This is a genomic window from Polaromonas sp. P1_E12, from assembly GCF_056405975.1.
In genome coordinates this window covers 206,221-231,464 of the sequence record NZ_JBFUBB010000004.1, presented here as the reverse complement: position 1 = coordinate 231,464, position 25,244 = coordinate 206,221, and the positions used below count along the sequence as shown (strand labels likewise).

29 protein-coding genes are annotated in these 25,244 nt (G+C 63.7%); 19 read left to right on the top strand and 10 right to left on the bottom strand.

Going from position 1 to position 25,244, the window contains the following annotated elements; translation table 11 throughout:
- The first annotated feature begins 2 nt into the window (after positions 1 to 2).
- Positions 3 to 821, top strand: coding sequence for a thiazole synthase (locus AC1D13_RS13590; protein ID WP_457281864.1), 819 nt, complete (start codon positions 3 to 5; stop codon positions 819 to 821).
- Positions 822 to 832: 11 nt separating this feature from the next.
- Positions 833 to 1,477 (top strand): thiamine phosphate synthase, encoded by a 645-nt coding sequence (thiE, locus tag AC1D13_RS13585; protein ID WP_457281863.1) that lies wholly within the window; start codon positions 833 to 835, stop codon positions 1,475 to 1,477.
- 57 nt (positions 1,478 to 1,534) lie between these two features.
- On the opposite strand, the gene AC1D13_RS13580 is transcribed toward thiE, so the two are convergent.
- Both AC1D13_RS13580 and gstA read right to left on the bottom strand, forming a co-directional pair.
- On the bottom strand, positions 1,535 to 2,641 hold the full coding sequence (locus tag AC1D13_RS13580) for an alkene reductase (RefSeq protein WP_477667024.1): 1,107 nt from the start codon (positions 2,639 to 2,641) through the stop codon (positions 1,535 to 1,537).
- A gap of 377 nt (positions 2,642 to 3,018) precedes the next feature.
- Positions 3,019 to 3,627: a glutathione transferase GstA gene (gene gstA, locus AC1D13_RS13575; RefSeq protein ID WP_457281861.1), complete on the bottom strand. Its 609-nt coding sequence runs from the start codon at positions 3,625 to 3,627 to the stop codon at positions 3,019 to 3,021.
- A 119-nt stretch (positions 3,628 to 3,746) separates the two neighbouring features.
- On the opposite strand from gstA, the gene AC1D13_RS13570 reads away from it, so the two are divergent.
- From AC1D13_RS13570 to AC1D13_RS13555, 4 genes are all read left to right on the top strand, one after another.
- The gene (locus AC1D13_RS13570; RefSeq protein WP_477667023.1) at positions 3,747 to 5,153 is read left to right on the top strand and encodes an AsmA family protein; all 1,407 of its coding nucleotides are present in this window, start codon (positions 3,747 to 3,749) and stop codon (positions 5,151 to 5,153) included.
- A gap of 274 nt (positions 5,154 to 5,427) precedes the next feature.
- On the top strand, positions 5,428 to 5,613 hold the full coding sequence (locus tag AC1D13_RS13565) for a DUF1328 family protein (protein WP_457281859.1): 186 nt from the start codon (positions 5,428 to 5,430) through the stop codon (positions 5,611 to 5,613).
- Positions 5,614 to 5,928, top strand: coding sequence for a hypothetical protein (locus AC1D13_RS13560; RefSeq protein WP_477667022.1), 315 nt, complete (start codon positions 5,614 to 5,616; stop codon positions 5,926 to 5,928).
- Between the two features lie 89 nt (positions 5,929 to 6,017).
- Complete coding sequence (locus AC1D13_RS13555; protein WP_457281857.1) at positions 6,018 to 6,863, top strand: transglutaminase-like domain-containing protein; 846 nt, start codon at positions 6,018 to 6,020, stop codon at positions 6,861 to 6,863.
- Here AC1D13_RS13555 and AC1D13_RS13550 read toward each other — a convergent pair.
- Positions 6,860 to 7,747, bottom strand: coding sequence for a bile acid:sodium symporter family protein (locus tag AC1D13_RS13550; protein WP_477689704.1), 888 nt, complete (start codon positions 7,745 to 7,747; stop codon positions 6,860 to 6,862). The genes AC1D13_RS13555 and AC1D13_RS13550 overlap by 4 nt on opposite strands.
- Entirely contained in the window at positions 7,744 to 8,514 is a 771-nt protein-coding gene (locus AC1D13_RS13545; RefSeq protein WP_457281855.1) for a class II aldolase/adducin family protein, read from the bottom strand. The genes AC1D13_RS13550 and AC1D13_RS13545 overlap by 4 nt, the downstream gene beginning before the upstream one ends.
- A 173-nt stretch (positions 8,515 to 8,687) precedes the next feature.
- Here AC1D13_RS13545 and AC1D13_RS13540 point away from each other — a divergent pair, with 173 nt between their 5' ends.
- A complete protein-coding gene (locus tag AC1D13_RS13540) occupies positions 8,688 to 9,353 on the top strand; it encodes a Crp/Fnr family transcriptional regulator (protein ID WP_457282083.1) in 666 nt (221 codons plus the stop codon).
- A 7-nt stretch (positions 9,354 to 9,360) separates the two neighbouring features.
- On the opposite strand, the gene AC1D13_RS13535 is transcribed toward AC1D13_RS13540, so the two are convergent.
- The 3 genes from AC1D13_RS13535 to AC1D13_RS13525 all read right to left on the bottom strand — a co-directional run bounded on the left by AC1D13_RS13535 (position 9,361) and on the right by AC1D13_RS13525 (position 11,252).
- Positions 9,361 to 9,624 (bottom strand): YkgJ family cysteine cluster protein, encoded by a 264-nt coding sequence (locus tag AC1D13_RS13535; protein ID WP_457281854.1) that lies wholly within the window; start codon positions 9,622 to 9,624, stop codon positions 9,361 to 9,363.
- Between the two features lie 108 nt (positions 9,625 to 9,732).
- Positions 9,733 to 10,746, bottom strand: coding sequence for a Bug family tripartite tricarboxylate transporter substrate binding protein (locus tag AC1D13_RS13530; RefSeq protein ID WP_457281853.1), 1,014 nt, complete (start codon positions 10,744 to 10,746; stop codon positions 9,733 to 9,735).
- 119 nt (positions 10,747 to 10,865) lie between these two features.
- Positions 10,866 to 11,252 carry a winged helix-turn-helix transcriptional regulator gene (locus AC1D13_RS13525; RefSeq protein WP_457281852.1) on the bottom strand — a complete coding sequence of 129 codons (387 nt, stop codon included), beginning with the start codon at positions 11,250 to 11,252 and terminating at the stop codon, positions 10,866 to 10,868.
- 95 nt (positions 11,253 to 11,347) lie between these two features.
- On the opposite strand from AC1D13_RS13525, the gene AC1D13_RS13520 reads away from it, so the two are divergent.
- Positions 11,348 to 11,671, top strand: coding sequence for a DMT family transporter (locus tag AC1D13_RS13520; RefSeq protein WP_457281851.1), 324 nt, complete (start codon positions 11,348 to 11,350; stop codon positions 11,669 to 11,671).
- Between the two features lie 24 nt (positions 11,672 to 11,695).
- Positions 11,696 to 12,325, top strand: a complete 630-nt coding sequence (locus AC1D13_RS13515; RefSeq protein WP_477667019.1) for an FMN-dependent NADH-azoreductase — start codon at positions 11,696 to 11,698, stop codon at positions 12,323 to 12,325.
- Position 12,326: 1 nt separating this feature from the next.
- Here the strand turns inward: AC1D13_RS13515 and AC1D13_RS13510 are convergent, their stop codons facing one another.
- Positions 12,327 to 12,905, bottom strand: coding sequence for an NADPH-dependent FMN reductase (locus tag AC1D13_RS13510; protein ID WP_477689703.1), 579 nt, complete (start codon positions 12,903 to 12,905; stop codon positions 12,327 to 12,329).
- Positions 12,906 to 13,244: 339 nt separating this feature from the next.
- On the opposite strand from AC1D13_RS13510, the gene mnmG reads away from it, so the two are divergent.
- The 9 genes from mnmG (at position 13,245) to AC1D13_RS13465 (ending at position 21,990) form a co-directional block, all read left to right on the top strand.
- Positions 13,245 to 15,242 carry a tRNA uridine-5-carboxymethylaminomethyl(34) synthesis enzyme MnmG gene (gene mnmG / locus AC1D13_RS13505; protein ID WP_477689702.1) on the top strand — a complete coding sequence of 666 codons (1,998 nt, stop codon included), beginning with the start codon at positions 13,245 to 13,247 and terminating at the stop codon, positions 15,240 to 15,242.
- Entirely contained in the window at positions 15,242 to 15,910 is a 669-nt protein-coding gene (gene rsmG, locus AC1D13_RS13500) for a 16S rRNA (guanine(527)-N(7))-methyltransferase RsmG (protein ID WP_457281847.1), read from the top strand. The genes mnmG and rsmG overlap by 1 nt, the downstream gene beginning before the upstream one ends.
- A gap of 155 nt (positions 15,911 to 16,065) precedes the next feature.
- Entirely contained in the window at positions 16,066 to 16,701 is a 636-nt protein-coding gene (locus AC1D13_RS13495) for a LysE family transporter (protein WP_457281846.1), read from the top strand.
- 115 nt (positions 16,702 to 16,816) lie between these two features.
- Positions 16,817 to 17,587 carry a ParA family protein gene (locus AC1D13_RS13490; protein ID WP_457281845.1) on the top strand — a complete coding sequence of 257 codons (771 nt, stop codon included), beginning with the start codon at positions 16,817 to 16,819 and terminating at the stop codon, positions 17,585 to 17,587.
- A gap of 97 nt (positions 17,588 to 17,684) precedes the next feature.
- Entirely contained in the window at positions 17,685 to 18,269 is a 585-nt protein-coding gene (locus AC1D13_RS13485) for an RBBP9/YdeN family alpha/beta hydrolase (RefSeq protein WP_457281844.1), read from the top strand.
- A complete protein-coding gene (locus tag AC1D13_RS13480; protein WP_477667018.1) occupies positions 18,266 to 19,579 on the top strand; it encodes a serine hydrolase domain-containing protein in 1,314 nt (437 codons plus the stop codon). The genes AC1D13_RS13485 and AC1D13_RS13480 overlap by 4 nt, the downstream gene beginning before the upstream one ends.
- Before the next feature lie 24 nt (positions 19,580 to 19,603).
- Positions 19,604 to 20,542 (top strand): ParB/RepB/Spo0J family partition protein, encoded by a 939-nt coding sequence (locus AC1D13_RS13475; protein ID WP_457281842.1) that lies wholly within the window; start codon positions 19,604 to 19,606, stop codon positions 20,540 to 20,542.
- Positions 20,543 to 20,703: 161 nt separating this feature from the next.
- Complete coding sequence (locus AC1D13_RS13470) at positions 20,704 to 21,414, top strand: hypothetical protein (RefSeq protein WP_477689701.1); 711 nt, start codon at positions 20,704 to 20,706, stop codon at positions 21,412 to 21,414.
- A 63-nt stretch (positions 21,415 to 21,477) separates the two neighbouring features.
- Complete coding sequence (locus AC1D13_RS13465; RefSeq protein WP_477689700.1) at positions 21,478 to 21,990, top strand: hypothetical protein; 513 nt, start codon at positions 21,478 to 21,480, stop codon at positions 21,988 to 21,990.
- A 432-nt stretch (positions 21,991 to 22,422) separates the two neighbouring features.
- Here AC1D13_RS13465 and AC1D13_RS13460 read toward each other — a convergent pair whose 3' ends face one another.
- Complete coding sequence (locus AC1D13_RS13460; RefSeq protein ID WP_457281839.1) at positions 22,423 to 23,844, bottom strand: FAD-binding oxidoreductase; 1,422 nt, start codon at positions 23,842 to 23,844, stop codon at positions 22,423 to 22,425.
- Positions 23,845 to 23,940: 96 nt separating this feature from the next.
- Entirely contained in the window at positions 23,941 to 24,339 is a 399-nt protein-coding gene (locus tag AC1D13_RS13455) for an EF-hand domain-containing protein (RefSeq protein ID WP_457281838.1), read from the bottom strand.
- A 178-nt stretch (positions 24,340 to 24,517) separates the two neighbouring features.
- Here AC1D13_RS13455 and AC1D13_RS13450 point away from each other — a divergent pair, with 178 nt between their 5' ends.
- Positions 24,518 to 25,087 carry a cob(I)yrinic acid a,c-diamide adenosyltransferase gene (locus AC1D13_RS13450; protein ID WP_457281837.1) on the top strand — a complete coding sequence of 190 codons (570 nt, stop codon included), beginning with the start codon at positions 24,518 to 24,520 and terminating at the stop codon, positions 25,085 to 25,087.
- Positions 25,088 to 25,244 lie beyond the last annotated feature (157 nt).

Genomic DNA, 25,244 nt, shown 5'->3' with positions numbered 1-25,244 from the left:
ATATGACAACACCTGCATTACCTTCTATCGCCCACGGCCAGCCCCTGAAGGTCGGTGGCAAGACTTTGTCCAGCCGCTTCTTCCTTGGCACCTCGCATTACCCCTCGCCGCAAGTCATGAGCGATGCGGTGCGTGCCAGCGGGTGCGAAGTGCTGACGGTGGGCCTGCGCCGCCTGCAGCCGGAAAGTGGCGGCGGCAACAGTTTCTGGCAACGTATCCAGGCGCTGGGCTGCCACATCCTGCCCAACACGGCGGGCTGCCACAGCGCGGAAGAGGCGATCACGCTGGCGCAGATGGCGCGCGAGATTTTCGGCACGACCTGGATCAAGCTGGAGGTGATCGGCGACGACTACACCTTGCAGCCCGACACACACGCCACCCTGCACGCCGCAACGGTGCTGGCCAAAGACGGGTTTGCCGTGTTTGCCTACACGACGGATGACCTGGTGATAGCCCAGCGCCTGCGTGATGCGGGCTGCGCGGCCGTGATGCCCTGGGCAGCGCCCATTGGCACGGGCCGCGGGCCGCTGAACCCTTATGCGCTGGAAACCATGCGCCGCCGCCTGCCCGATGCGGTGCTGGTGGTTGATGCCGGCATCGGCCGGCCTTCGCATGCGGCGGCGGTGATGGAGCTGGGCTTTGATGCGGTGCTGCTGAACACCGCGGTGGCGCAGGCCGGCGACCCGGTGCGCATGGCGCGCGCTTTTGCCGACGGCGTGGCCGCCGGCCGCGCCGCTTATGAGTCGACACCCATGCCGGAGCGGGCTGCCGCGCAGGCTTCCACGCCGACCGTTGGCGTACCCTTCTGGCACGCACCCTGACTGGACTTCCGATGAAAACCCCCGCCTTTGCCCCATTGACCGGCCCAATTGGTTTTTACCCCGTGGTGCCCGACGCAGCCTGGGTCAAACGCCTGCTGGGCTGGGGCGTGCGCACGATCCAGCTGCGCATCAAGGCGGCGGACCACACGTCTGCGGAGATTTCCGCCGAAGTACAGGCGGCGATTGAAGCAGGGCGCGGCATCAAGGGCGCGCAGGTTTTTATCAACGACCACTGGAAGCTGGCGCTGGATTTCGGCGCGTATGGGGTGCACCTGGGCCAGGAAGACCTGGACACGGCCAACCTGGATGCGCTGCGCAAGGGCGGTGTGCGGCTGGGCCTGAGCACCCACACGCCGGCTGAACTTGCGCGCGCGCATGCGGTGCAGCCGTCTTACCTGGCCATTGGCCCTGTTTACCCGACGACGCTCAAGGTCATGCCTTATGAGCCGGTGGGGCTGGAGCAGCTGCGCGACTGGGCCTTGCGGGCGTCGCCCTACCCGGTGGTGGCGATAGGCGGCATCTCGCTGGACCGCATCGCCGGCGTGATGGCGTGTGGCGTGGGCGGCGTGGCTGTGGTGAGCGCCGTGACGCTGGCAGTCGACCCGCAGGAAGCCGCGCTGCACGGCCTGCGCCTGGCGGCACCGAACCGGGCCTAGATCGGGTTCATGGATGAAAAGGCCCGCTCAGGCAATCTGAACGGGCGCAAGCAGCTATTAATTTGATAGCGTCGGGTAGTCTGTGTAGCCCTTTTCGCGGCCGCCGTAGAAGGTGGCCTTGTCCGGCGTGTTGAGCGGCGCGCCAGCGCGCAGCCGCTCCACCAGGTCCGGGTTGGCGATATAGGGCTTGCCGAAGGCGACCAGGTCGGCGCCGTTGGCGACCGCTTTTTCAGCCAGCACCTGGTCGTAGCCGTTGTTGACCATCCATGCGCCCTTGCCGCCGGCCTGACGGTAGGCGGCCTTGAGTGCCTTGTAGTCGAACGGACGGTCGTCGATTTCGCGCGGGCCGCCGGTGGCGCCTTCGATGATGTGGATGTAGGCGAGATTGAGTGTGGCAAGCTGCTTGACCACGTAGTCAAACAAGGGCTGTGGGTCGGTGTCGTGCACATCGTTGGCGGGCGTGACGGGTGACAGGCGAATGCCGGTGCGGCCGCCGCCCACGGCATCCGTCACGGCCCGGGTGATTTCCAGCAGCAGGCGGGCGCGGTTTTCGATGCTGCCGCCGTAGTCGTCGGTGCGCTTGTTGCTGCCGTCTTTGAGGAACTGGTCGAGCAGGTAGCCGTTGGCGCCGTGGATTTCGACGCCGTCAAAACCGGCCGTCTCGACGGCGTTACGCGCCGCTGCCGCAAAGGTGTGCACGATGCCAGGGATTTCAGCTGCCGTGAGCGCGCGCGGTTCAGAGGTTTCAACAAAGGTCGGCACGCCGTCCTCGATCAGCACGGTCTTGGTCTTGGCGGTGATGGCCGAAGGCGCGACCGGCTTGCCACCGTCAGGTTGGAGTTTGGTGTGTGAAACCCGGCCGACATGCCAGAGTTGCACGACGATCTTGCCGCCCTTGGCATGTACAGCACGGGTCACTTCCTTCCAGGCGTCGAGCTGCTCGCTGCCGTACAACCCTGGGACGTCGGCATAGCCCTGGCCCTGATGGCTGACGGCGGTGGCCTCGGTGATCAGCAGCCCGGCGCTGGCACGCTGGCCGTAATAAATCTGCGCGATGTCGGTCGGGATGGCGTTGGGTGAGCGGTTGCGCGTGAGCGGCGCCATCACGATGCGGTTGGCAAGGGCCAGGTCACCGGCTTTGTTGGAGTCGAATAGGGTGGGCATGAAGAGATCCTGAATGGGGCTTGAATGAAAACAGGGCCAGTTTGGCCCGGTTTCGATTGGCTTGCCCAACACGGGTTGCTTGAATCGTGCTATTGCAGCAACTTGTCCCCACACCCGATTCCGCTCGCCCCTTGTGGATGCGCCGAGGAGCGGAGGACCAGACGGATCAGGGCAAAAACTTGTTTGAGCGAAGCGAGTTGTTTTTGACCCCGGCTGGACCGAGCACCGCAGGTTGCCCGCAGCGAAGCGGAGGGACGCAGGAACCAGGGTCGCCTTTTCTTTGCTTACTTTCTTTTGGCGAAGCAAAAGAAAGTGAGTTGCCGCCGGCAACCCCGGCCCCGGAACGCAAACTGCGATCAGCGTCCGGGAGGCATCACTTATTTCAGCAATCCCTCATGCTTCATCGCTGCCTGCACAGCTGGCCGAGCCGCAACACGCTCCCGAAACGCAGCAATGTTCGCAAACCCCGAAATATCCACCCCGACCCGCGGCGCCCAGTTGGTCACAGTGAAGAGGTAAGGGTCGGCCACGCTGAAGGCATCGCCCATCAGGTACTGCTTGCCGGCGAGCTGGCTGTCCACCCACTTGAGGCGCGACAGCAGCTTGTCGATGACGATGGTCTTGTAGTCGGCCGGTGTGGCGGCATTGAACAGCGGGCTGAAGCCCTTGTGCAGTTCGGTGCCGACAAAAGTCAGCCAGGACTGCAGCTTGTAGCGCTCCAGCGTGCCGTTGGCGGGTGCGAGTTTCTTCTCCGGCACCTGGTCGGCGATGTACTGCACGATGGCCGGGCCTTCGGCGATGCGTGTGCCGTCGTCCAGCTCCAGCAGCGGGACATAACCCAGCGGGTTGATGGTGTAGTAGTCGGTGCCGTCTTCCAGCTGGTGGGTTTTGGTGGGCGCCAGCACATGCTCGAACTTCAGGCCCGACTCGTGCAGCGTGATGTGGGGTGACAGGGAGCAGGCGCCGGGGGAGTAGTAAAGTTTCATGGTGTCTTGTCCTTTGTGGGGTAGCGGAGTGCGGTGGGAGTGTGGCGGGAATGTCGCACAGCCCCTCATGCTAGCCGGAACAGCGGATTATTGCTGGCCGGGCGCGCCACAATAGCCGCATGGCAAAACTTTTCAAATGGCTGGTGTTCCTGGCCCTCGGCTTGATGGTGCTTCTGGCCGTGGTGGCCTACACCTTGCACCGCTGGGTCAGCACGGACGACTTCCGCCAGCGCGTTGAGCGGGAGGCGTCGGCCGCGCTGGGCGTTCCCCTGACCCTGGACCGGGTGGCGGTGGACATCTGGCCTTTGCCCGCTGTGGCGCTGAGCGGTATTTCCGTGCAAAGCAAGCCGCCGCTGACGCTGGAGCGCGTGGAAGTGCGGCCCGAATGGCGCCCGCTGTTGCAGGGGCGCCTGGAAGTGGCCACCCTGCGGGTGCGCCGGGCGGTGTTGCCGCAGCAGGGCATTGACGCGCTGCTCCTGCTGCTGCAAAAGAAGAAGCAGGCGGTGCCTGTCAAACCGGGCGCACCGGCGTCTGCAGCCAACACGGGCCCGGAAATGAACCGGCTTGACTGGTTGCCGCGCCGCACGGTGCTGGACGAGGTTACCTGGGTGAACACCACCGGCGCACGCACCACGGTCAAGGGCGAGGCCAGCCTGGGCGCCGATGGCCTGCCGGAGAACGCTTCGATCAAATTGACAGAAGGCAACCTCCAGGGTCTGGAGGCAACGCTGCAACGCGTGGAAGCGCAAGCCGGCGAGGCCGGCGGTGCCGCACAGTGGGACTTGCTTGTGAAGGTGGGCGGCGGCAAGCTGGAAGGCCGCCTGGGCCTGCAGCGCGGTTTTGTGGCGGCCGCAGCAGCAACGGCCGCCGCCAAGCCGGGCGCCAAGGCGCCGCCGGTGGCGCGTTCGGCGGAAGAACTGGTGCTGCAGGGCCAGCTGAAAACCAGCGGTGTCGAGGTGTCCGCACTGACGGCGCCCGCCAAGGCCCTGACCGGCCAGCTTGACGCCACGACCACGCTCAATGCGCGCGCCGCCACCACGGCTGCGCTGGTGGATGCGCTGCAGAGCCACACCACCTTCACGGTGCGCGATGCAGTGGTGAACGGGCTGGACCTGGCCAAGGCGGTCAAGACGGTGGGGCTGAGCCGTGGTGGCCAGACCCGGCTGGATACCTTGGCCGGGCAGGTCAGCACCCTGGGGCGGTCGGCGCAATTGACCAACCTGGTGGCGAGCTCCGGGGCATTGAGCGCCACCGGCAATGTGGCGGTCTCATCCGCGAAAGCCCTGAGCGGGCAGGTCAGTGTGACCCTGGCCGGCGACAGCAAGATCGGCAGTGCCATTGGTGGCGCCGTGGGGGTGCCGCTGGTGGTGGGCGGCACGCTGGACAACCCGGAAGTCACGCTGTCACGCGCGGCGCTGCTGGGGGCCGCCATCGGCACCGTGCTGCTGCCTGGCGTGGGCACCGGGGCCGGCGCTGGTGTGGGCGAAAAGGTCGGTAAAAGCCTGCGGGGCATCTTTGGCAAGTAGGCCCGGCACTCTCCGGTTGGGCGCGTCAACAGGCGCTTGACTGCTCCTAAAGGCATAGCGATCCTGAAATTGTGCTGAGCCGCTGCGTCCTTGTCCTACAGGGCCATGCGGGCGCTGCTGATTCGGAAAATCGTCGCCTGCTTTTAGCATGGGCTTATGGGTCATGGGCTGCGTTGACTCACCTTGACTTCACACTTTGATGCCCATGACGTGCGTAACGCCGTAACGCCTCATCCTGCGCATTCGCGCAAGAGGCCACTTTCTGGAGGCCATCATGCTCAAGTACGCGATTATTTTTGCGCTGATTTCATTGGTTGCCGCTGCCCTCGGTTTCGGTGGTGTGGCAGCGGGCGCAGCAGGCATTGCCAAAATCCTGTTCGGCCTGTTCCTGATCCTCGCGGTTATCTTCATCGTGCTGGCTGCGCTGGGTGTAGGCGCTGCAAAGAAAGCGCTGAAGTAGATGGCTGCGAGCACCGACATGCCGGCCAGCACCATGGCCGCGCGGTTCCGGCAGCGGCTGTTCCACCCGTGGCGACAGCCGGGCAATGAGGCTGCGCGCTTGCCTGCGTCGCCTGCCGGTGTGGCGCCCAAACGGCCGCTGGGTTTCCAGGCCAGCATTGCCGAGTTTTTACTGATCAACCGCTTGCGTGCGCGCCGGCCGGCTGCACCGTCTGCCGATGTGCTGGAGCGCGCGGCCCGCATTGTGTTTGTGACCTGCAAAAACTGGTTTGCACCGGCCGAGAACCGGGAAGTCAGCCACCGCACACGTCTCTGACTGCGCGGCCGCCTGACGCACATTCCTGCAAACCGTGCCGCTACTGCACGTCACGCATCCACAAGGTTTCTTTTCACCGGTTCAGGCTTATGCACACCACCCTTATTGACCTGCTGCTGGAATACGAGGTCACTCATCCTGCCCATTTCCTGTTTCACATCGAGGCGGCTTTTCACGAAGGCCATCATGTTGTGGAAGAGCGGCTGACCATCACGCCCAGCATGAAGGTGCGGAACTTTTCGGATGAGCGCAGCGGCAACCGCTTTATCCGCCTGGACGCTCCCAAGGGCGTGCTTTCGGTGAACTACCATGCGCGCGTGGAGCTGCACCCGGCCCCGGTGCCCCTGCACCTGGACGAAACCCCCGTGACGGCGGTGCCGGATGAAGTGCTGCGCTACCTGATGCCCAGCCGCTATTGCGAATCCGACGTCATGAGCCGGGCCGCGCAGCAGCTGTTTGGCCACTTGCCGCCGGGTATTGGCAGGGTGCGTGCCATCGAGGCCTGGATTCACGACTCGATTGGCTACCTGCCGGGTTTCAGCAATTCCACGACGACCGCGCAGGAGGTGTTTGTGCAGCGCGCCGGTGTCTGCCGCGACTTTGCACACCTGGGCATCACGCTGTGCCGGGCCTTGAACATTCCCGCGCGGCTGGTGGTGGGGTATGTGCATTTTGACGAGCCGCCGGAAGATTTCCATGCCGTGTTTGAAGCCTGGCTGGAGGGGCGATGGGTGATCTTCGACCCGACACGCATGGCGCCTATCGACCGCCTGGTGCGCGTGGGCACAGGCCGCGACGCCAAGGACGTGGCTTTTGCCACCATTTTTGGCGGTGTGCAGATGCTGCGCAAGGAACTCTCGATCACCGAGGGAGACATCCTGCCCGGCGTTTCGACCGGCGTGCATTCCCCCGCGCTGACCGTGGTCACGGTCTAGCCAGCGGGCGCCGCTATGGCTGGCGCGTTGCGGCGCTTCAGCACCAGCAGCCCGAACAGCGTGGCCGTGATGTACATGCTGAAGGAGTAAATCGCCGCCGGCAGGGCCAGCTGGAAGTTGTTCAGCACGGCCAGCGCGATGAAAATGGCCAGCGTTGCGTTGTGAATGCCGATCTCATAGCTGATGGCGGTTGAGATGGGCTTGTCCAGCCCCGTGGCCCGCGAGACGTAGTAACCGGCCAGCAGGCTCACGAGGTTGAAAGCCAATACCGCCGGGCCGACGGCCGCAAAGGTGCTGGCAAGCGCCTGCCACTCCTTGACGACTGCGCCTACGGCCACCACGGCCAGCACGATGATGCTGAAAATCTTGGTCGGGTTTTCGCTGCGCGCGGCCCAGGCGGGTTTGCGCGTGCGCAGCCACATGCCGATGGCCACCGGCACCAGCACGATGACGATCACCTCCACCACCTTGCCAAACTGCAGCGGCACCACCTGGCCTGTTTTGGCGAAGGTGTTGATGGCCCAGTTGGCAATGATCGGCATGGTGACGATGGACAGCAGCGTGTTGATGGCCGTGAGCGAGATGTTCATCGCCACGTTGCCGCCGAAGAGGTGGCTGAACAGGTTGGCCGAAATACCGCCGGGTGAGGCGGCCAGCAGCATCAGCCCCACCGCAAAGAGCGGCGGCACATTCAGCAGGACGATGATCGCGTAGCAGGCAACGGGCAGCACGATGACCTGCAGCACCAGTGCCACCGCCACGGCCTTGGGGTATTTGAGCAGGCGGGTGAAGTCCTCGACCTTCAGGGTCATGCCCAGGCCGAGCATGACCAGCGCGAGTGCCGCGATCAGCAGCTGCGCGACGACAGGTGAGCCGCCGCTCATGACTTGTAGCTTTCGTCGAGCTTGTCGAGCTTGCGAATCAGCGAGGGCCAGACAAAAGCACCACCCAAGCCGCCGGTCTGCACGCGCATGGCCTCGGCCACACCCTTGACGATGAGCGGGTTGACCTCGGTGAGTTCGCCGCCGGCCTGGGCGTCCAGCTGGATGCGGCAGGTGTTCTCGAAGGTGTACATGCTCAGGAAGGCGTCGGCAATCGTTTTGCCCACTACCAGCAGGCCGTGGTTGCGCAGCATCAGGAAGTTGGCTTGCCCCAGGTCGGCCTGCAGGCGCGGTTTTTCATCGTCGCGGAAGGCCACGCCTTCGTACGCGTGGTACGCGAGGGACGCCAGCACGAAGGTGGACTGCTGGCTGATGGGCAGCACGCCGCACTTTTGCGCGCTCACGGCCACGCCGGCACGCGTGTGGGTGTGCAGCACGCAGCCGGCGTCGGCGCGCGCGTCGTGGACCGCACTGTGGATCACAAAACCGGCCGGGTTTACCGGGAAGGGCGTATCAATGATCTTGTTGCACTGGCCGTCGATCTTGACCAGGCTGGAGGCCGTGATCTCGTCGAACATCAGGCCGTAGGGGTTGATCAGGAAATGGTGATTGCCGGCGCCGGAAATGGTCTCAGGCAGCTTGGCGCTGATGTGGGTGAAGACGAGGTCGCTCCAGCCGTAGAGCGCGACGAGGCGATAACAGGCGGCGAGGTCGCAGCGCAGTTGCCATTCTTCGGCGCTGACGACTTCCTTGAGGGAGGGGATGTGCATGAGGGTTGTCTCCGTGGTGTGTATGAATAAAGGTGCTCTGCGGCATGAACTGCCCACGATACGTGGGTGCTTGACGGGGAACTGTCAAAAATTTGACAATTGACCGCATGCCTGTCGTTCCGAAGACACCTTCGCCCCTTTCACCGCTCTCACCGCCATCCTTGCTTGCCCGCATGTCGGCCAACCCGTGGTTCGGTGCGCTGCCGGCGGCGGACCGTCAGGCGCTGCTGGCGTCGTCCGAGGTGCTGCGCCTGCGGCCCGGCGAAATGCTGTTTCGCCAGGGGGATGCACCCGGCGGCTTTTATGGCCTGCTCGGCGGCCTGCTGAAGATCTCCTCGCTGCGGGAGGATGGGCGCGAGGCGATTCTGGTGGTGCTGGAGGCGGGCAACTGGATCGGCGAGATCTCGCTGATGGACGGCGAGCCGCGCACGCACGATGCCACGGCCTTGTCGGCGGTGGAGGTGCTGGTGGTGCCGCAGGCCGCTTTTACCCTGCTGATGCAGGGTGCGCCGTTTGCGCGGGCCATTGCTGGCTTGCTGGCCGCGCGCGTGCGCTCGCTCTACGGCATGGTGGAAGACGCCGCGCTGCGTTCGACGCGCGCCCGGGTGGCGCGCCGCCTGCTGTTGCTGGCGCGCGGCGATGCCACGATGGCATTGAAGGCGCGGCCGGTGGTGCGGGTTTCGCAGGAGGCGCTGGCCATGATGCTGGGCATCTCGCGGCAGACGCTGTCGGTGGAACTCAAGGTGATGGTGCAGCGTGGCGCCATCGCGCTCGGTTACCGCTGCATTGAAATTGTTTCGCCTGCGCGGCTGGAGGCGTTGGGCAACGTATCGCGCTAGGGCGGGTTCAATGCCGGCCGGGCCGCGTGTCGTTTTCCAGCCGGGTCAGCCAGACCATCGCGCTTCCCGCGTCGGCGCCACACATCTCGGCAGACGCCATGAGCTGCCCGCACACCGCAGGCCGTTCGGGCTGGCCGAAAATCAGGCAGCGGTTGGCATCGTCCAGCTGCGCGCAGCGCACGCCGGCCGGCTTGCCGTGCGGCATGCCGGGTATGGCGGAGCTGATGGAGGGCGCGATGCAGCAGGCGCCGCAGCCGGGACGGCAGTTCATGGCTGGTGGTTTGCTATGAAAAATATAGCTGCTCGCGCAGATTTCTATTGGGCTGGAGCCGTATTTGATGCTCAAAAAAGGCCTGTGGGGCCGTTTGTGGGGCAAAAATCAGTCGGGTTTGATTTTTGCCCGTGCCGCCACTTCCTTCCAGCGCACCTGCTCGGTCTTGATGAAAGCGCCGTACTGCGCCGGGGTGTCGCCGATCGGCTGGGCGGTGTCGCCGCGCAGGCGTTCGGTGGCCTGCGGATTGCGCATGGCCTTGTTGCAGGCTTCGGCGATGCGGTCGATGTTGGCCTGCGGCATGTTGGCCGGCGCATTGAGGCCATACCACTGCGTCATTTCAAAACCGGGGTAGCCGCTTTCCGCCACGGTAGGCACGTCGGGCAGCTGGGGCAGGCGCTCCTTGGTGCCGGTGGCAATGCAGCGCAGCTTGCCTGACTTGATGTGCGCCAATATGGCTGGCGCACCTACGCTCGCCGCTTCGAGCCGCCCGGCCAGCAGGTCGGTCAGCTGCGGGCCGGTGCCGCGGTAGGGCACGTGCAGCACAAAAATGCCGGTGGCCATCTTCAAATATTCAAACGCCAGATGGCCGGCACTGCCGTTGCCGGCCGAGCCGTAGTTGAGCTGGCCGGGCTTGGCCTTGGCCAGCGCGATGAATTCTTTCAGGTTGTTCGCAGGCACGCTGGAATTGACGACATACAGGCTGGGCACCTTGGCCAGCAGCGAGATGGGCTTGAAGTCCTTGTTGGTGTCGAAGGGCAGCTTGTCGAAGATGAAGGGGTTGACCGCCATGGTCCCGATGTGGCCCAGGATGATGGTGTGGCCGTCGGTGGAGGCTGCGCACTCCTGCATGGCGATGTTGCCGCTGGCGCCGGGCTTGTTTTCCACAAACACGGTTTGGCCCAGGCTCTTGGTGAGTTCGTTGGCCGCTGAGCGCGCAACGATTTCCGAGCTGCCGCCGGGCGCGAAGGGTACGAGCAGGCGTATGGGTTTGCTGGGCCAGGTGCTTTGCGCGTGCGCGCTGCCGAGAAGAAGGCCGGGGAAGGCCGAGACAGCGGCTGCGGCGCTGCCGGCCTTGAGGCCAAACTGCAATGCGCCGCGGCGCGTGTTGAGGTGTTTCATCTGATGTGTCTCCATGTTGTGGTCGCCGCCGTTTTCATCGCCGGCGTGTCGGTCCAATATAGGACCGAACATGAGGTGCGGCGCTACGTGATTCCGCTAATGAGGCTAACCCCCATGCGCTAGATGAAGGATGCGTCGAAACGTTCGCGCGCGGCCTTCAGGTTCTGGTGGTTGCGCTCGGCCCAGTTGTCCAGCGGGATCAATGTTTCGCTGAGCGACTGGCCCAGCGCGCTGAGCTGGTATTCCACATGGGGCGGCACGGTCTGGCGGTCAAAGCGCAGCACCAGGCCATTGCGCACCAGCTCCTTGAGTGTCTGCGTCAGCATCTTTTGCGAGATGCCTTCGATGCGGCGCATCAGTTCGTTGTTGCGCACCGGGCCGTCAGCCAGCGCCGGGATCACCAGCAAAGCCCACTTGCTGGCCACCAGCTCCAGCGCTTGCCGCGACGGGCAGGCCTGGCTAAACACATTTGAAGCGTCGGTGGGTGGGTCGCCGGGAATTGTCATGGTTACCAGAAGGTGCGTACTTGCCTATGGGTAATCGTAAACCTAAGCTGGTGGCTCTTCAACCGATTAACCCTGTTCCTGAAAGAAGTCCCCTGATGGCCTGGCTCTATTTACTCGCTGCAAGCATTGTCGAAATCGCAATGGCTTTGTTCCTGAAATCTTCCGAAGGCTGGACGCGCCTGTGGCCCAGCGTGCTGGGGGTGGCCGCGGCCGGCGCCAGCATTTTCTTTTTGACGCATGCCGTCAAGACCTTGCCGGTGGGTACGGCCTACGCGATCTGGACGGGCATCGGCTCGGTCGGCGTGACGCTGATTGGCATTCTCTGGATGGGCGAAAGCGCCTCGGCACTGCGCCTGACCTGCGTGGCGTTGGTCGTGGCCGGCATGGTGGGCCTGCGCTTGCTGGATGGCACTGTTTGATCAACCCATCGCACGGAGAAACGCATGACCCATCTGGTTTATATCGAAGCCTCGCCGATGCAGGCGGCATCCACTTCAACTTCCGTCGCCACCGCCTGGCTGGACGTCTATCGCCAGGCGCATCCAGACGTCACCGTGGACACGATCAACGTGTGGGACATCGACCTGCCGCCTTTTGACGCCGACATGATCGCAGCCAAGTTTGCCGTGTTGCGCGCGCAGAATGCGACAGCGCCGCAGCAGGCGCTGTGGGCGCGGGCAGTGGAGGTGTCGCAGCGCTTCAATGCGGCGGACCGGTATCTCTTCAGCCTGCCGATGTGGAATTTCGGCATTCCCTATCGGCTCAAGCATTTCATCGATGTAGTGACCTTGCCGGGGCAGAACTGGAGCTGGTCAAGAGAGGCCGGTTATAAGGCGCTGCTGCCAGGCAAGAGTGCGACGCTGGTGTATTCAAGCGCAGGCGCGTATCTGCTGCGGCCCGAGGAAGATGAATCCGATTTCCAGAAACCATACATGCGGCGCTGGCTGCGTTTCCTGGACATTGCGGTGACGGCGGAAATCAGCGCCGCACCGACGCTGGTGCCGCCCGAAGAACTGGCGGCGACCAGGGCCGGTGCGATGGAACGCGCCCGCACCTTGGCCTCAACCCGTTAAGTTATGTCGCCAGCCGGGCGCTGGCAAACAGCACCTGGTCGATCACCGCCTGCACATTTTTGAGGTGCGCATCATCGAGCAGCTTGCCGTCCGCGTCAAAAGCGGTGCCGGCGCGGCCCAGGGCAAAAGCCTTGGGCGCGACCCAGCACTGCGCGTTGAGCAGCAACGGCACCAGATGGCTTTGCGAACGCAGGCCGCCCAGCGCACCGGGCGAGGCGCTGAGAACGCCCACGACTTTGCCAGTGAAAGACTTGAAGCCTTCGTGCCAGGCCGGGTCGCTCTTGACGGGGCTGGAGACCCAGTCGATGGTGTTCTTGAGCAGCGCGGTGTAGCTGCCGTTGTACTCGGGCGAGCAGATGATCCACGCCGGGTGTTCAAACATGAGCTGCTTGAGTTTCATCACGTCGGGCGGCGTGCCCTGCGCCTCCAGGTCGGCGTTGTACATGGGGATGTCGAAGTCGGCCAGCTCGATGTGGGTGACTTCGGCGCCGCTGGCGCGCGCCAGTGTGGCGGTCACCTGGGCGAGTTTGCGGTTGAAGGAGTTTTGGCGGATGCTGCCAGCAAAGACGAGTAGTTTCATGCCCGCTATTGTGGCCGTTAGGGTGCAGGCTTTGGGCCCTCTGCCGCACACAATCGTCTTTTAGAAGTCTTTTGGGTCTGCAGCCCAAGCAGGGAAAGCGCGGGCAGCTATTAATTTGATAGCTAAACCCTGAGGCCAAGCAAGGCCATGCCCTCCGGCGGGCCGCACAAATCAGGCCTCGCCTGATAAAATCACGCCTTCGTCCTGTGGGGACCGATGGGCCAGGGCACCGCATGGCGTGCCGTGCGGCTGCGGCAGGCCTGGCCACCATCGACACCGGACCGCTCCATGGCATGCAGGCGCCCCAGCCTGAAAGCCGCTTTACCCGAAGGAGGCGTGATGCACTCGCCTTATGTTTACCCGCAAGAATTTGACGTGATCGTGGTCGGTGGCGGCCATGCCGGCACCGAGGCCGCGCTGGCTTCCGCACGCATGGGCTGCAAGACTTTGCTGCTGACCCACAACATCGAGACCCTGGGCCAGATGAGCTGCAACCCGTCCATCGGCGGGATCGGCAAGGGCCACCTGGTCAAGGAGGTGGACGCCATGGGCGGCGCGATGGCACTGGCCACCGACGAAGGCGGCATCCAGTTCCGCATCCTGAACAGCTCCAAGGGCCCGGCCGTGCGGGCCACCCGCGCGCAGGCCGACCGCATTCTGTACAAGGCGGCGATTCGCCGCAAGCTTGAGAACCAGCCCAACCTGTGGCTCTTCCAGCAGGCGGTCGACGACCTGATGGTCGAGGGCGACCGGGTTGTCGGGGCGGTGACGCAGGTCGGCATTCGCTTTCGTTCGCGCACCGTGGTGCTGACGGCCGGCACTTTCCTGGACGGCAAGATCCATGTTGGGCTCAATAACTATTCGGCGGGCAGGGCGGGCGACCCGCCGGCGGTATCGCTTTCGGCCCGGCTCAAGGAACTCAAGCTGCCGCAAGGCCGGCTCAAAACCGGCACACCCCCGCGCATCGACGGCCGTACCATCGACTTCAGCAAATGCACCGAACAACCCGGTGACGGCATGCCGGGCGGCACTGAAGGGCCGGTGCCGGTGTTCAGCTTTATGGGAGGCGGAATTGCTCATCCGCGGCAGATGCCGTGCTGGATTACCCATACCAACGAGCGCACCCACGAGATCATCCGCTCCGGTTTTGACCGCAGCCCCATGTTCACCGGCAAGATCGACGGCGTCGGCCCGCGCTATTGCCCGAGTGTGGAAGACAAGATCAACCGCTTCGCCGACAAGGACAGCCACCAGATTTTCCTGGAGCCGGAAGGCCTGACCACGCACGAGATCTACCCCAACGGTATTTCGACCAGCCTGCCTTTTGACATCCAGTACGACCTGGTCCGTTCCATGGCGGGGATGGAAAACGCCCATATCCTGCGACCCGGCTACGCCATCGAGTACGACTACTTTGACCCGCGGGCGCTGAAATCCAGCTTTGAAACGCGCGCCATTGGCGGGCTGTTTTTTGCCGGCCAGATCAATGGCACCACCGGTTATGAAGAGGCGGCGGCCCAGGGCATGTTCGCCGGTATCAACGCCGCACTGCAATGCCAGGAGAAAGAAGCCTGGTTGCCGCGGCGCGACGAAGCCTACCTGGGCGTACTGGTCGACGACCTGATCACCAAGGGCGTGACCGAGCCTTACCGCATGTTCACCAGCCGGGCCGAGTTCCGCCTGATGCTGCGCGAAGACAACGCCGACATGCGCCTGACCGAAAAGGGCCGGGAACTGGGTCTGGTAGACGACGCCCGCTGGGATGCTTTCAACCGCAAGCGCGACACTGTTTCACGTGAAACAGCCCGGCTTCGGGCAATCTGGGTCAACCCCAACAACCTGCCGGTGGCCGAAGCTGAGCGGGTTCTGGGCAAGTCCATCGAGCGGGAGTACAACCTGCTGGACCTGCTGCGCCGCCCGGATGTGAACTACGCCGGACTGATGTCACTGGAGGAGGGCAAGTACGCCAACCCCGAACTGGCCGCCGAAGCAGCGGCCAGCGACGACATGGCCAAAAGCGTGATCGAGCAGATCGAGATCACGGCCAAGTACGCCGGCTATATCGACCTGCAAAAGACCGAGGTCGAGCGGGCCGCGCACTACGAAAACCTGAAACTCCCGACGGATCTGGATTACCTGCAGGTGCCCGCCCTGAGCTTTGAGGCGCGCCAGACCCTGGCCAAACACCGGCCCGAAACCCTGGGTTTGGCCTCCCGGATTTCCGGCATCACGCCCGCCACCATTTCCCTGCTACTGGTGCACCTGAAGAAAAACCTCTGGAAAAACACGACGCCGCTCCAGGCGGCCGGGGCTTCCACCGAAAAAGCCCAAGCCTGATGCGGGGCGGTGAACAGGATTTGCGCGCCGGCCTCAAGGCGCTGCAGCTGGACTTGAGCGATGCACAAGTCGGCCAGTTGCTGGATTACCAAGACCTGATCGGCAAATGGACCAAGGTGTACAACCTGACCGCCGTGCGCGACCCGGCTGAAATGCTGACCCACCATTTGCTGGACAGCCTGGCGGCGGTGCTTCCGCTGCGCCGGCAACTGAAAAAAGCCGGGCTGGAGCAGGGTGCTCGCTTGCTGGATGTGGGTTCCGGCGCCGGCCTTCCGGGTGTCGTTATTGCGATTTGCTGCTCCAATGTAGCGGTGACTTGCGTGGATACGGTGGCCAAAAAAGCCGCGTTTATCAAGCAAGCGGCGCTGGCTTTGAAGCTACCCAACCTCTCCGGCCTGCACGCCCGGGTCGAAACCATCACCGCCCCTTTTGACGTGATTTGCTCCCGGGCCTTTGCGTCCTTGGTCGATTTCACCAACTGGTCGACCGACGCGCTGGCACCGCAAGGTGTGTGGATGGCCATGAAGGGCAAACACCCGGCCGACGAAATTGCCGCCCTGCCAGCCGGCGCTGAAGTGTTTCACGTGGAACAACTGCAAGTTCCGGGGCTGGACGCCGAGCGCTGCATTGTCTGGATGCAGGCGAAAGCCGCCGCCAGCCCGGCCTGAAAACCGGGGCCGAGCGCCTCAGCCCGTTGTTCGGGCACAAAAAGAAACCTCTGCGGACACTGAATCAGCCCTGATCGGGCTGGTTTGGCATTTCTGCGGCACACCCCTGTCGTAAACTCACAGCCTCACTTCTCTCTACTTTCTGGAGAACCTCCATGTTGGGCTCATTCGTCGCTACTACTGGTGTGGCCGACTACGGCGCTTTTGTCGTCGCCATCATTGTCTTTTTGCTGATTCCCGGTCCGGGCAACCTGGCGTTGATCACCTCGACCAGCAAGGGTGGCATCGCGGGCGGCCTGGGTGCAACCTTTGGCGTGATTGCTGGCGACCAGGTTTTGCTCTGGGCGGCGGTCGCGGGGGTGTCGGCCATCATGGCGGCCTACCCGACGGCTTTTCATATCGTCCAGTGGGCGGGTGCCATTTACCTGGCCTGGCTGGGCATCAAGATGTTGATGGCCAAGCCCGGTGACGCGCCCTTGCTCAATATCAAGCCGCGCCACTACTTTCAGCAGGCGATGATGATCACCTTGCTGAACCCCAAGGCCATCGTGTTCTATATGGCTTTTTTCCCGCTGTTTGTCGACCCGGCCCTGCACCAGGGGCTGAAGACTTTTGCCGTGATGGCGGCCACGATTGCGGGCCTGACTTTCCTGTATGGCCTGACCTCGGTCATGATCACCTACCACCTGGCTGAGCGCATACGCGCCAACCCGAAAATCACGGCGGCCCTCAACAAGCTGGCCGGCGTTTTCCTGATCGGCTTCGGCCTCAAGCTCGCGGTCTCCAAATGAATAACAAAAATCACATGAATAACAAAATGCAATTTTTCGACGGGCCGCCCCTAGAAAAATTAGCCCCCTCGGGGGGCAGCGCCTTACACGCAGTGAAAAGCGTGGGGGCTCTTTGATGGCCAAAATATTCTGCATAGCCAACCAAAAGGGTGGGGTAGGGAAGACAACAACGACGGTGAACCTGGCCGCAGGCCTGGCCAAAGTCGGCCAGCGTGTGCTGATGATTGACCTGGATCCGCAGGGCAATGCCACCATGGGTTCAGGCGTCGACAAACGCAAGCTGGAAATGACGGTGTACGACGTGCTGCTGGAATCGGCCTCGGTGGCCGAGGCACGCGTGCACAGCGAGAAGTGCGGCTACGACGTGTTGGGCGCGAATCGCGAACTGGCCGGCGCAGAGGTCGAACTGGTCGATGTCGAGCGCCGCGAAAAGCGCCTCAAGCTGGCGCTGGCCGAGGTCGACAGCCAGTACGACTTCGTGCTGATCGACTGCCCGCCGTCGCTCAGCATGCTGACGCTCAACGGCCTGTGCTGCGCGCACGGCGTGATCGTGCCCATGCAGTGTGAATACTTTGCGCTCGAAGGCCTGACCGACCTGGTCAACACCATCAAGCAGGTGCACGCCAACCTCAACAAGGACCTGCAGATCATTGGGCTCTTGCGCGTGATGTTCGACCCGCGCATCACATTGCAGCAGCAGGTGAGCGACCAGCTCAAGGAACACTTTGCCGACAAGGTGTTCAACACCGTGATCCCGCGCAACGTGCGCCTGGCCGAAGCGCCCAGCTACGGCTTGCCGGGCGTCGTGTTTGACCCGGCCTCCAGGGGCGCGCAGGCTTTCGTCACGTTTGCCGAAGAAATGGTGGGGCGCATCAAGGCGATGTGAACCGCACAAGTGCTGTTCTGTAAGCAAAAATGCCTGCAGACCAATAAGCACGGGCGCAAGCAGCTATTAAAATCATAGCAAGCTGATTCTTCTTTTCATGAAACCCGACAACGTCCTCATTCTTCCCGGCTGGAAAAACAGCGGCCCCGGCCATTGGCAAACGCTGTGGGAGGAGGTCGACGGCTACACCCGCGTGGAGCAGCACAGCTGGATGCACCCACTGCGCGGCGACTGGACGGCGCGCCTGGAAGAGGTGCTGTTGTCCTGCGACGAACCTGCGGTGCTGGTGGCGCACAGCCTGGGCTGCATGCTGGTGGCGGCCTGGGCCAGCCACTCCAGGAACATTCACCGCGTCAAAGGTGCGCTGCTGGTGGCCCCGCCTGACGTCGACCGCGAAGACGTGCGTGAGCTGCTGCCCAGCTGGTCGCCAGTGCCGCTGAACAAACTGCCGTTTGAGAGCGCGCTGTTTGCCAGCATTGACGATCCTTTCTGCGCGATCCAGCGGGCGCGGCAATTCGCGGCCGCGTGGGGCTCTACCTTTGTGGACACCGGACCTTGCGGGCACCTGAATGCCGAGAGCGGCCTGGGCGGCTGGCCCGAAGCGTACCTGCGGCTGCTGCAGCTCAAGGACCTGACCTCGCCGGCCATTGAACCTTCACCCGGCATCACCCCTGGCCTATGACCTCATTTTTTTATCAACGCACGCGCGCGCGCTACCTGCAACTCGCCCTGATAGTGCTGGCGACAGGGGCGAGTGCCTCTCTGCATGCCGAGCCTGATGAAGAGTTGCTTGGAAAATCGCAAAATTATCCGCTGGGCAACGTGAACAACTGGCAGCTCAACCCTTTTCGCGTTGGCTCCTGGTCGGCGCTCGACAAAGTGCCCGGGGTGCGGATCCGCGTGGTCGGGCACCCGGCCGAGGCCAGCCCCTTGCCGCGCGCAGCCAGCCCGGCGGCGGTCAGCTACCGCTACAAGAACACGAACTACACGCTGGCCGACTACCTGGACCGCCAGCGCGCCACTGGCCTGCTGATCCTGAAAAACGGCGAGATCGTCGCCGAGCACTACCGCTACGGCCGTAAGGACGACGCGCGGTTTTTATCTTTTTCCATGGCCAAGAGCGTGACCTCGCTGCTGGTCGGCAAGGCACTCTCGCTCGGGTTGATTGCCTCGCTCGACGACCCCACCGAAAAATACGCAAGAGACCTTGCCGGCAGCCCCTATGGCGCCACTACGATTCGCCAGCTGCTTCGCATGAGTTCAGGGCTGACGTTTACCGAACGTTACGATGGCAAGGACGACATCGCGCGCCTGTCGCGCGCCTCGTTCGGGACGCCTGGTGCGGGCATGCCGCTGGATGTGCTCAAGTCCATCACCGACCGGCATTCACCCCCCGGCGAAAAGTTTGTCTACGCCGGCTCCGAGACCGACGTGCTGGGCCGCGTGGTGGTGGCCGCCACCGGCAGGAACATGTCCGAGCTCACCACGGAGTGGCTGTGGAAGCCCATGGGCGCCGAACATGATGCCTTCTGGCGTGTCTCCGCCGACGGGCAGGAGCAATCCTACGGAGCCTTCAACGCCACCCTGCGCGACTGGGCGCGGCTGGGCCAGTTGCTGGCCAATGACGGCCGTGCCATCGACAAGGCCACCGGCAAACCCGGCGCATTGCAGGTCTTGCCGCTGGACTACCTGCTGGACGCCACGGATCCGGCGCGCCAGCCGCCCGCGTTCAAGCCGCGCAAGGCCACGCCTTACTTTGGTTATGGCTACCAGTTCTGGCTCATGCCGCTGCGGGCACGCACTTTTGCCATGCAGGGCATCCACGGCCAGACGGTATATGTGCAGCCGTCCACCGGCATTGTGATGGTGCTCACCTCGGTGTGGGAACAGGCCGGCGGCAAACAGGATGCGCAACCTTATGAAGAGCGCGACGCCCTTTGGCGCGGCGTGCTGCAATCACTGGGCGGGGACCTCACGCCCGGCTCGCAATGACGAATTGAAAGAAAGAAAAAAACCATGGTCACCAAAAAACCCAAGGGCCTGGGCCGCGGGCTCGAAGCACTGCTCGGCCCCAAGGTCAGCGAGACAGCCACCGACGCGGAAAACGCCAGCAGCACGGCCAACAGCCCCGGCTTGCCGGCGTCGCTGCGCCTGTCCGACATGGTCCCGGGCCAGTACCAGCCGCGCACCCGCATGGATGAAGGCGCGCTCTATGAGCTGGCCGAGTCCATCAAGGTGCAGGGCATCATGCAGCCCATCCTGGTTCGCCGGCTGACCAGCGGCGCCAACGACGGCAAGTACGAAATCATCGCCGGCGAGCGGCGCTTTCGCGCGGCCAGGCTGGCCGGACTGGACGAGGTGCCGGTGCTGGTGCGCGACGTGCCCGACGAGTCGGCCGCCGCGATGTCGCTGATCGAAAACATCCAGCGCGAAGACCTGAACCCGCTCGAAGAGGCCCACGGCCTGCAGCGCCTGGTCAAGGAATTCGGCCTCACGCACGAGCTCGCCGCGCAGGCCGTCGGCCGCTCGCGCAGTGCTGCTTCCAACCTGCTGCGGCTTTTGAATTTGGCTGATCCGGTGCAAACGATGCTGATGGCGGGCGACCTGGACATGGGCCATGCGCGGGCCTTGCTGGGCCTGGACCGTGCCGCGCAGATCACCGCGGCCAACCAGATCTCGGCCAAAAAAATGTCGGTGCGCGAGGCCGAAAGCCTGGTCAAAAAACTCAGCGCCGAGTTTTCACTGAAGCCGCAAAAAGCCACCAAGGAAAAGTCCCGCGACACCCGCCGCGTGGAGGAAGAACTCGCCGATCTGCTGATGGCCAATGTGGAAGTGCGCATCAAAAAGCAGGTCAAGCGCAACGGCCGGCGCGAAGACATGGGCGAGGTGGCGATCCAGTTCTCATCGATGGACGAACTCAACGGCCTGATCGAACGCTTGCGCGGCAATAAATAGACTGTTTAGGTTATTTTTCGCCGATGAATCGGGTGGCGATAGTCAAAATGTGAACTAATTAACGACTTTTGTGACTCTTACAAGGCTTTCTCCAGAAAGCGGGTGACGGCTGGCGCCCACATGCTTATTGTTACTACATGTAATTATTTGTGTGTTTGCGTATGAATTACCTGGCGAATCGTTCTTTCCGTAGCGCTCACCTGGCCCGGTTCGGCGTCACCACCGTCACCACCGTCTCCGACATGACAGACTGGATCAAGCCAGGCTGGCGAGAAGGGTTTGCCGGCCTTGGCGCCTGCGCCACCCTTGCGGTGGTGATGGCCTTGGCGCCTCAGGCCGCAAAGGCGCAGCAAACCATTGAGCGCGTCAAGCTCACGGACAACGACCTCAGCTGCCAGCAGATGTACGCCGAGGCGCAGCAGATGGACACCACCATGGCCCTGGCGGGCCCGGGCCTGCCGGTTGTCAGCGCAGCGCCCGCGGCCACTGCCACGCCCGTTGCCGTCGTGCCCGGTGGCGCGCTCACGCTGGCGCAAATGCATGCGCCGACCGCCGCGCTGGCCACGCAGCAGGGGCTTTCGGCCCAGTACCAGCAACAAATCGCCAACAACATGGCGGCGGCCCAGCAAAACGGGCGCAATTCCGCTGCGCCATCGCCCGCGCAGCCCAGCGGCCTGGCCGGTGCGCTGGGCGCAGGGATGTTGGGCTCCTTGCTGGCACGCACCGGTGCCGCAGCTGCCGCCACCGCCACCGTACCGGCGCCAGTTCAGGCGGCTGGTGCTGGTCTGGGGGCCCAGGCCAGGGCGCGCAAGGATCACCTGACTGGCTTGTTCCTGTCCAGGGGCTGCAAGCTCTCGGAAATGCAGAAGTAGCCTCCAATTTTTTACCCCCGTTTCCCCCAACCTCCATCAACCTTACCTACTGCAGGACCGGTCATGAAACAACACTCCCTTGCCGCCGCGCTGGCGCTTTCCCTGGTGGCTGCCACCGCATCTGCGCAAACCATCGAGCGCGTAAAGATGACGGACAACGACCTCACGTGCCAGCAGATCTATGGCGAGATCGGACAGATGGACAGCGTGGTCACGCGCGCCGCCCAGTACACCGCGGCACCGGCCACTGCGGCTCCCACAGATGCAGGTAGTCAGGTTGCCGGAGCGGTGGTGCAAACTGCGCTGGCCACCGCAGCGGCCAATACGGCGGCGCAAAACGCCGGCGGCTTTGGCGGATTCGGCGGCGGCCTGGGCGGCATGTTTGGCGGCATCGTGCAGCAGCTGGCAGGCAATACGGCCCAACAGGCCGCCAACAGTGGCGTCGCCCAGCAGCAGGCCGCAACCGCGCAGCAACAGGCCATTGCCCTGCAGAGCCAGCAGGCGCAGGGCCGCAAGGAACATCTCACTGGCGTGTTCCTGGCCAAAGGCTGCAAGATGAGCGATATCCAGAAATAATTGAGCCCCCACGGTCGCTCACTTCGTGTAGCTTCCGAGGCCTTGCAGGCCGCGGCGTCGCGAGACGCTTCGCCTCTGTCGCCCGTCCAAGCCTGCGCAGGCAGGCTTGGAGCCGCGGGCTCCAGCCCCTCGGGGGCCGCCCGCCCTCCGGCCCGGCAAAGCCGAAAACTGACACACCCCTATCGGGCTCACTGCGTGTAGCCCTTTTCCCCTTGCAGGGGACTGTGCCTGCGGCCCGGCAAAGCCGGTTCCGCGGCTCATGCTGGCTCGAAGATTCAGGGCGTATTCAGTGGGGGTATTCACCAGTGGGGGCCGAGGGACCGGCTTCGCCGGCCCAAGGCGCCGCCCCCTCGAGGGGGGAACGGGCTACACGAAGTGAGCCCGGACGGGGGTGGTTATAGATCGCACAGCAAACGCGCGGTAGAGCTCGCTTCACAGCGAGAAAATCTTGCCCGGGTTCATGATGTTCTTCGGGTCGAGCGCGCGCTTGATGGTGCGCATCATGTTGACTGCGCCGTCACCGGCTTCGGTTACCAGAAAGTCCATCTTGTGCAGGCCCACGCCGTGCTCGCCGGTGCAGGTGCCTTCGAGCGCCAGCGCGCGGGTGACCAGCTTGTGGTTCAGCGCTTCGGCCACTTCGCGCTCCTTGGGAATCGTCGGGTCGATCAAATAGCCGAAGTGGAAGTTGCCGTCGCCGACATGGCCGACGAGGAAGTAGGGAATGCCGCTGGCATCGACTTCGGCCACCGACTCCAGCAGGCAATCGGCCAGGCGCGAAATCGGCACGCAGGTGTCGGTGGAAATCGCGCGGCAGCCGGGACGCGACTGGATGGCCGCGAAGTAGGCGTTGTGCCGTGCCGTCCACAGGCGCGTGCGCTCTTCCGGTGTGCTGGCCCATTCAAACGCGTTGCCGCCGTGGCCGCTGGCGAGCTCCTGCACCAGCTCGGCCTGCTCTTTCACGCTGGCGGGTGAGCCGTGAAACTCCATCAGCAGCATGGGCTCTTCGCGCAGCGTGAGCTTGGAGTGCGCATTCACCATGCGCACCGTGTTGTGGTCGATCAGCTCCACGCGCGCAATCGGAACACCCAGCTGGATGATTTCGATGGTGGTGCGCACGGCGGCTTCGATACTCGGAAAGGAGCACACTGCAGCGGAGATGGCTTCAGGCAGGGGGTACAGCCTGACGGTGACTTCGGTGATCACGCCCAGCGTGCCTTCGCTACCCACCATCAGGCGCGTGAGGTCGTAGCCCGCCGATGATTTCTTGGCGCGAGTGCCGGTGCGGATGACGCTGCCGTCTGCGGTGACGACCTCCAGTGCCAGCGCGTTCTCGCGCATGGTGCCGTAGCGCACCGCATTCGTGCCGCTGGCGCGCGTGGCGCTCATGCCGCCCAGGGTCGCATCGGCGCCCGGGTCGATGGGGAAGAAGAGGCCGGTGCTTTTGACCTCTTCATTGAGCTGCTTGCGCGTCACGCCCGCCTGCACGGTAACGGTCAGGTCTTCGGCATTGATGGACAGCACCTTGTTCATGCGGCTCACGTCGATGCTGATGCCGCCCTGCACGGCCAGCAGGTGGCCTTCCAGCGATGTGCCCACGCCGAAAGGAATCACCGGTACGTTGTGCCGGGCGGCCAGCTTCACCGCATCTGCCACGTCTTGCGTGCTTTCGGCAAACACCACGGCCGAAGGCGGCGGCGCGGCGAAGGAGGACTCATCGCGGCCATGCTGCTCGCGCACCACCAGGGCGGTGGAGCAGCGCTCGGCAAAGCGGGCTTTCAGCGCATCGATCAGCGCGGCAGGGGTTTCGCGCTGGCAGATTTCGGGAAGCAGGTGCGTGGGCAGGGGGGCGTTCATGGTGTCTCCGGGTCGGTGGCACAGTTTACGACGTGTCCGTCGTTCCTGCCAGCCATTGACCCGGTGAAAACCCCCTTGGTGACGGCGCGGCGCCGGTCAGGAACTTGCTGCCTTGATCAGCTCGCCCAGCGAGATAAAGGTGTCGTGGTTGGTGTCGATTTGCTCGAAGCGCTGTGCCACGGCGGGAAAGTGCTCGGCTTCCTGGCGGTCCAGCTTGCCGTCCTTGTTGGCGTCCGCACGGTTGAAAGCCGCTTCAATGTCTTTGCTGGTCACACGGTTTTGCGGCACGGCGCCGGCTGCGCCGCCCGTACCCGGGGATGAAGGCGCCACCTGCGCAGGAGGGCTGTTGGGGCTGGCGGGCGAGGGCGTTGCAGTTTGCGCCCGTGCGGCGCCGGCTGCACCCACGGCCAGTGCGGCCACCAGGAGCACGCTGCGCAACTCGAAGCCGGGAATAGAATGTTTTGTATGCTGTGTTGCTGTCGTGTGCATGGTCATGCGAAGAGTCTTTCAAGGAGTGAACAAGCAACCATTGCAACCCAGCCTGTCCGTTGCGGCCAGCAGTTTTGCAGGGTGTTTCCTCACTCACATGATGGCGTACGACGACACATTTTCTTGCCCGGCGTAACGCCTGGAGCTTCATGCACTTTCACCGCGCTTCACCGCGTCTCAGACCATGGCCAACAGACTCTCACAGATCGCAACGCGCACCGGCGATAACGGCACCACCGGCTTGGGCGACAACACGCGTGTGTCCAAGGACAGCCTGCGTGTGCATGCCATGGGCGATGTCGATGAACTGAATTCGCACATTGGCGTGTTGTTGTGCGAAGAGCTGCCGCCGGGCGTGCGCGAATTGCTGGTGGAGGTGCAGCACCAGCTCTTCAACCTGGGCGGCGAACTCTCCATTCCCGGCTTTGAACTGCTTAAGCCCGAAGCCGTGGCGCTGCTGGACGACGCGCTGGCCGAACACAATGCGAAGCTGCCGCGCCTGGCGGAATTTATCTTGCCGGCGGGCTCGCGTGCCGCGTCGCTTGCGCATGTGTGCCGCACGGTGGCGCGCCGTGCCGAACGATCGGTGGTCGCGCTGGGTGCGGCCGAACCGGTCAAGGAGTCGCCGCGCCACTACCTTAACCGCCTGAGCGATCTGCTCTTCGTTCTGTCGCGCGTACTCAACCGCATGAACGGCGGTGACGACGTGTACTGGAAGAGCGAACGCATGGCACAGGCCGCCGGTACGAAATAACAACAACGGCCTGCGCGGTGTTCTCCGCGTGAACTGCAGCCATGCCGGCCAGCCGGCGTCTGTAAACAGGTCCCGTTCGGGTGCGGTTGGAGCTGGCGGTTTTGCTATCAATAAGATAGCCATTGCGCGCGATCATCAAGCGTCGCAGCACTAAAAC

Bases quoted from the DNA above. Each gene is read 5' to 3' on its own strand.
- AC1D13_RS13555 (WP_457281857.1), top strand. From the start codon at position 6,018: ATGCACACCACCCTTATTGACCTGCTGCTGGAATACGAGGTCACTCAT.
- AC1D13_RS13540 (WP_457282083.1), top strand. From the start codon at position 8,688: ATGTCGGCCAACCCGTGGTTCGGTGCGCTGCCGGCGGCGGACCGTCAG.
- AC1D13_RS13455 (WP_457281838.1), bottom strand. From the start codon at position 24,339: ATGACCATGCACACGACAGCAACACAGCATACAAAACATTCTATTCCC.
- thiE (WP_457281863.1), top strand. From the start codon at position 833: ATGAAAACCCCCGCCTTTGCCCCATTGACCGGCCCAATTGGTTTTTAC.
- AC1D13_RS13580 (WP_477667024.1), bottom strand. From the start codon at position 2,641: ATGCCCACCCTATTCGACTCCAACAAAGCCGGTGACCTGGCCCTTGCC.
- AC1D13_RS13490 (WP_457281845.1), top strand. From the start codon at position 16,817: ATGGCCAAAATATTCTGCATAGCCAACCAAAAGGGTGGGGTAGGGAAG.
- AC1D13_RS13515 (WP_477667019.1), top strand. From the start codon at position 11,696: ATGACCCATCTGGTTTATATCGAAGCCTCGCCGATGCAGGCGGCATCC.
- rsmG (WP_457281847.1), top strand. From the start codon at position 15,242: ATGCGGGGCGGTGAACAGGATTTGCGCGCCGGCCTCAAGGCGCTGCAG.
- AC1D13_RS13550 (WP_477689704.1), bottom strand. From the start codon at position 7,747: ATGAGCGGCGGCTCACCTGTCGTCGCGCAGCTGCTGATCGCGGCACTC.
- AC1D13_RS13475 (WP_457281842.1), top strand. From the start codon at position 19,604: ATGGTCACCAAAAAACCCAAGGGCCTGGGCCGCGGGCTCGAAGCACTG.
- mnmG (WP_477689702.1), top strand. From the start codon at position 13,245: ATGCACTCGCCTTATGTTTACCCGCAAGAATTTGACGTGATCGTGGTC.
- AC1D13_RS13535 (WP_457281854.1), bottom strand. From the start codon at position 9,624: ATGAACTGCCGTCCCGGCTGCGGCGCCTGCTGCATCGCGCCCTCCATC.
- gstA (WP_457281861.1), bottom strand. From the start codon at position 3,627: ATGAAACTTTACTACTCCCCCGGCGCCTGCTCCCTGTCACCCCACATC.
- AC1D13_RS13470 (WP_477689701.1), top strand. From the start codon at position 20,704: ATGAATTACCTGGCGAATCGTTCTTTCCGTAGCGCTCACCTGGCCCGG.
- AC1D13_RS13495 (WP_457281846.1), top strand. From the start codon at position 16,066: ATGTTGGGCTCATTCGTCGCTACTACTGGTGTGGCCGACTACGGCGCT.
- AC1D13_RS13450 (WP_457281837.1), top strand. From the start codon at position 24,518: ATGGCCAACAGACTCTCACAGATCGCAACGCGCACCGGCGATAACGGC.
- AC1D13_RS13530 (WP_457281853.1), bottom strand. From the start codon at position 10,746: ATGAAACACCTCAACACGCGCCGCGGCGCATTGCAGTTTGGCCTCAAG.
- AC1D13_RS13485 (WP_457281844.1), top strand. From the start codon at position 17,685: ATGAAACCCGACAACGTCCTCATTCTTCCCGGCTGGAAAAACAGCGGC.
- AC1D13_RS13525 (WP_457281852.1), bottom strand. From the start codon at position 11,252: ATGACAATTCCCGGCGACCCACCCACCGACGCTTCAAATGTGTTTAGC.
- AC1D13_RS13565 (WP_457281859.1), top strand. From the start codon at position 5,428: ATGCTCAAGTACGCGATTATTTTTGCGCTGATTTCATTGGTTGCCGCT.
- AC1D13_RS13590 (WP_457281864.1), top strand. From the start codon at position 3: ATGACAACACCTGCATTACCTTCTATCGCCCACGGCCAGCCCCTGAAG.
- AC1D13_RS13460 (WP_457281839.1), bottom strand. From the start codon at position 23,844: ATGAACGCCCCCCTGCCCACGCACCTGCTTCCCGAAATCTGCCAGCGC.
- AC1D13_RS13545 (WP_457281855.1), bottom strand. From the start codon at position 8,514: ATGCACATCCCCTCCCTCAAGGAAGTCGTCAGCGCCGAAGAATGGCAA.
- AC1D13_RS13480 (WP_477667018.1), top strand. From the start codon at position 18,266: ATGACCTCATTTTTTTATCAACGCACGCGCGCGCGCTACCTGCAACTC.
- AC1D13_RS13520 (WP_457281851.1), top strand. From the start codon at position 11,348: ATGGCCTGGCTCTATTTACTCGCTGCAAGCATTGTCGAAATCGCAATG.
- AC1D13_RS13510 (WP_477689703.1), bottom strand. From the start codon at position 12,905: ATGAAACTACTCGTCTTTGCTGGCAGCATCCGCCAAAACTCCTTCAAC.
- AC1D13_RS13465 (WP_477689700.1), top strand. From the start codon at position 21,478: ATGAAACAACACTCCCTTGCCGCCGCGCTGGCGCTTTCCCTGGTGGCT.
- AC1D13_RS13570 (WP_477667023.1), top strand. From the start codon at position 3,747: ATGGCAAAACTTTTCAAATGGCTGGTGTTCCTGGCCCTCGGCTTGATG.
- AC1D13_RS13560 (WP_477667022.1), top strand. From the start codon at position 5,614: ATGGCTGCGAGCACCGACATGCCGGCCAGCACCATGGCCGCGCGGTTC.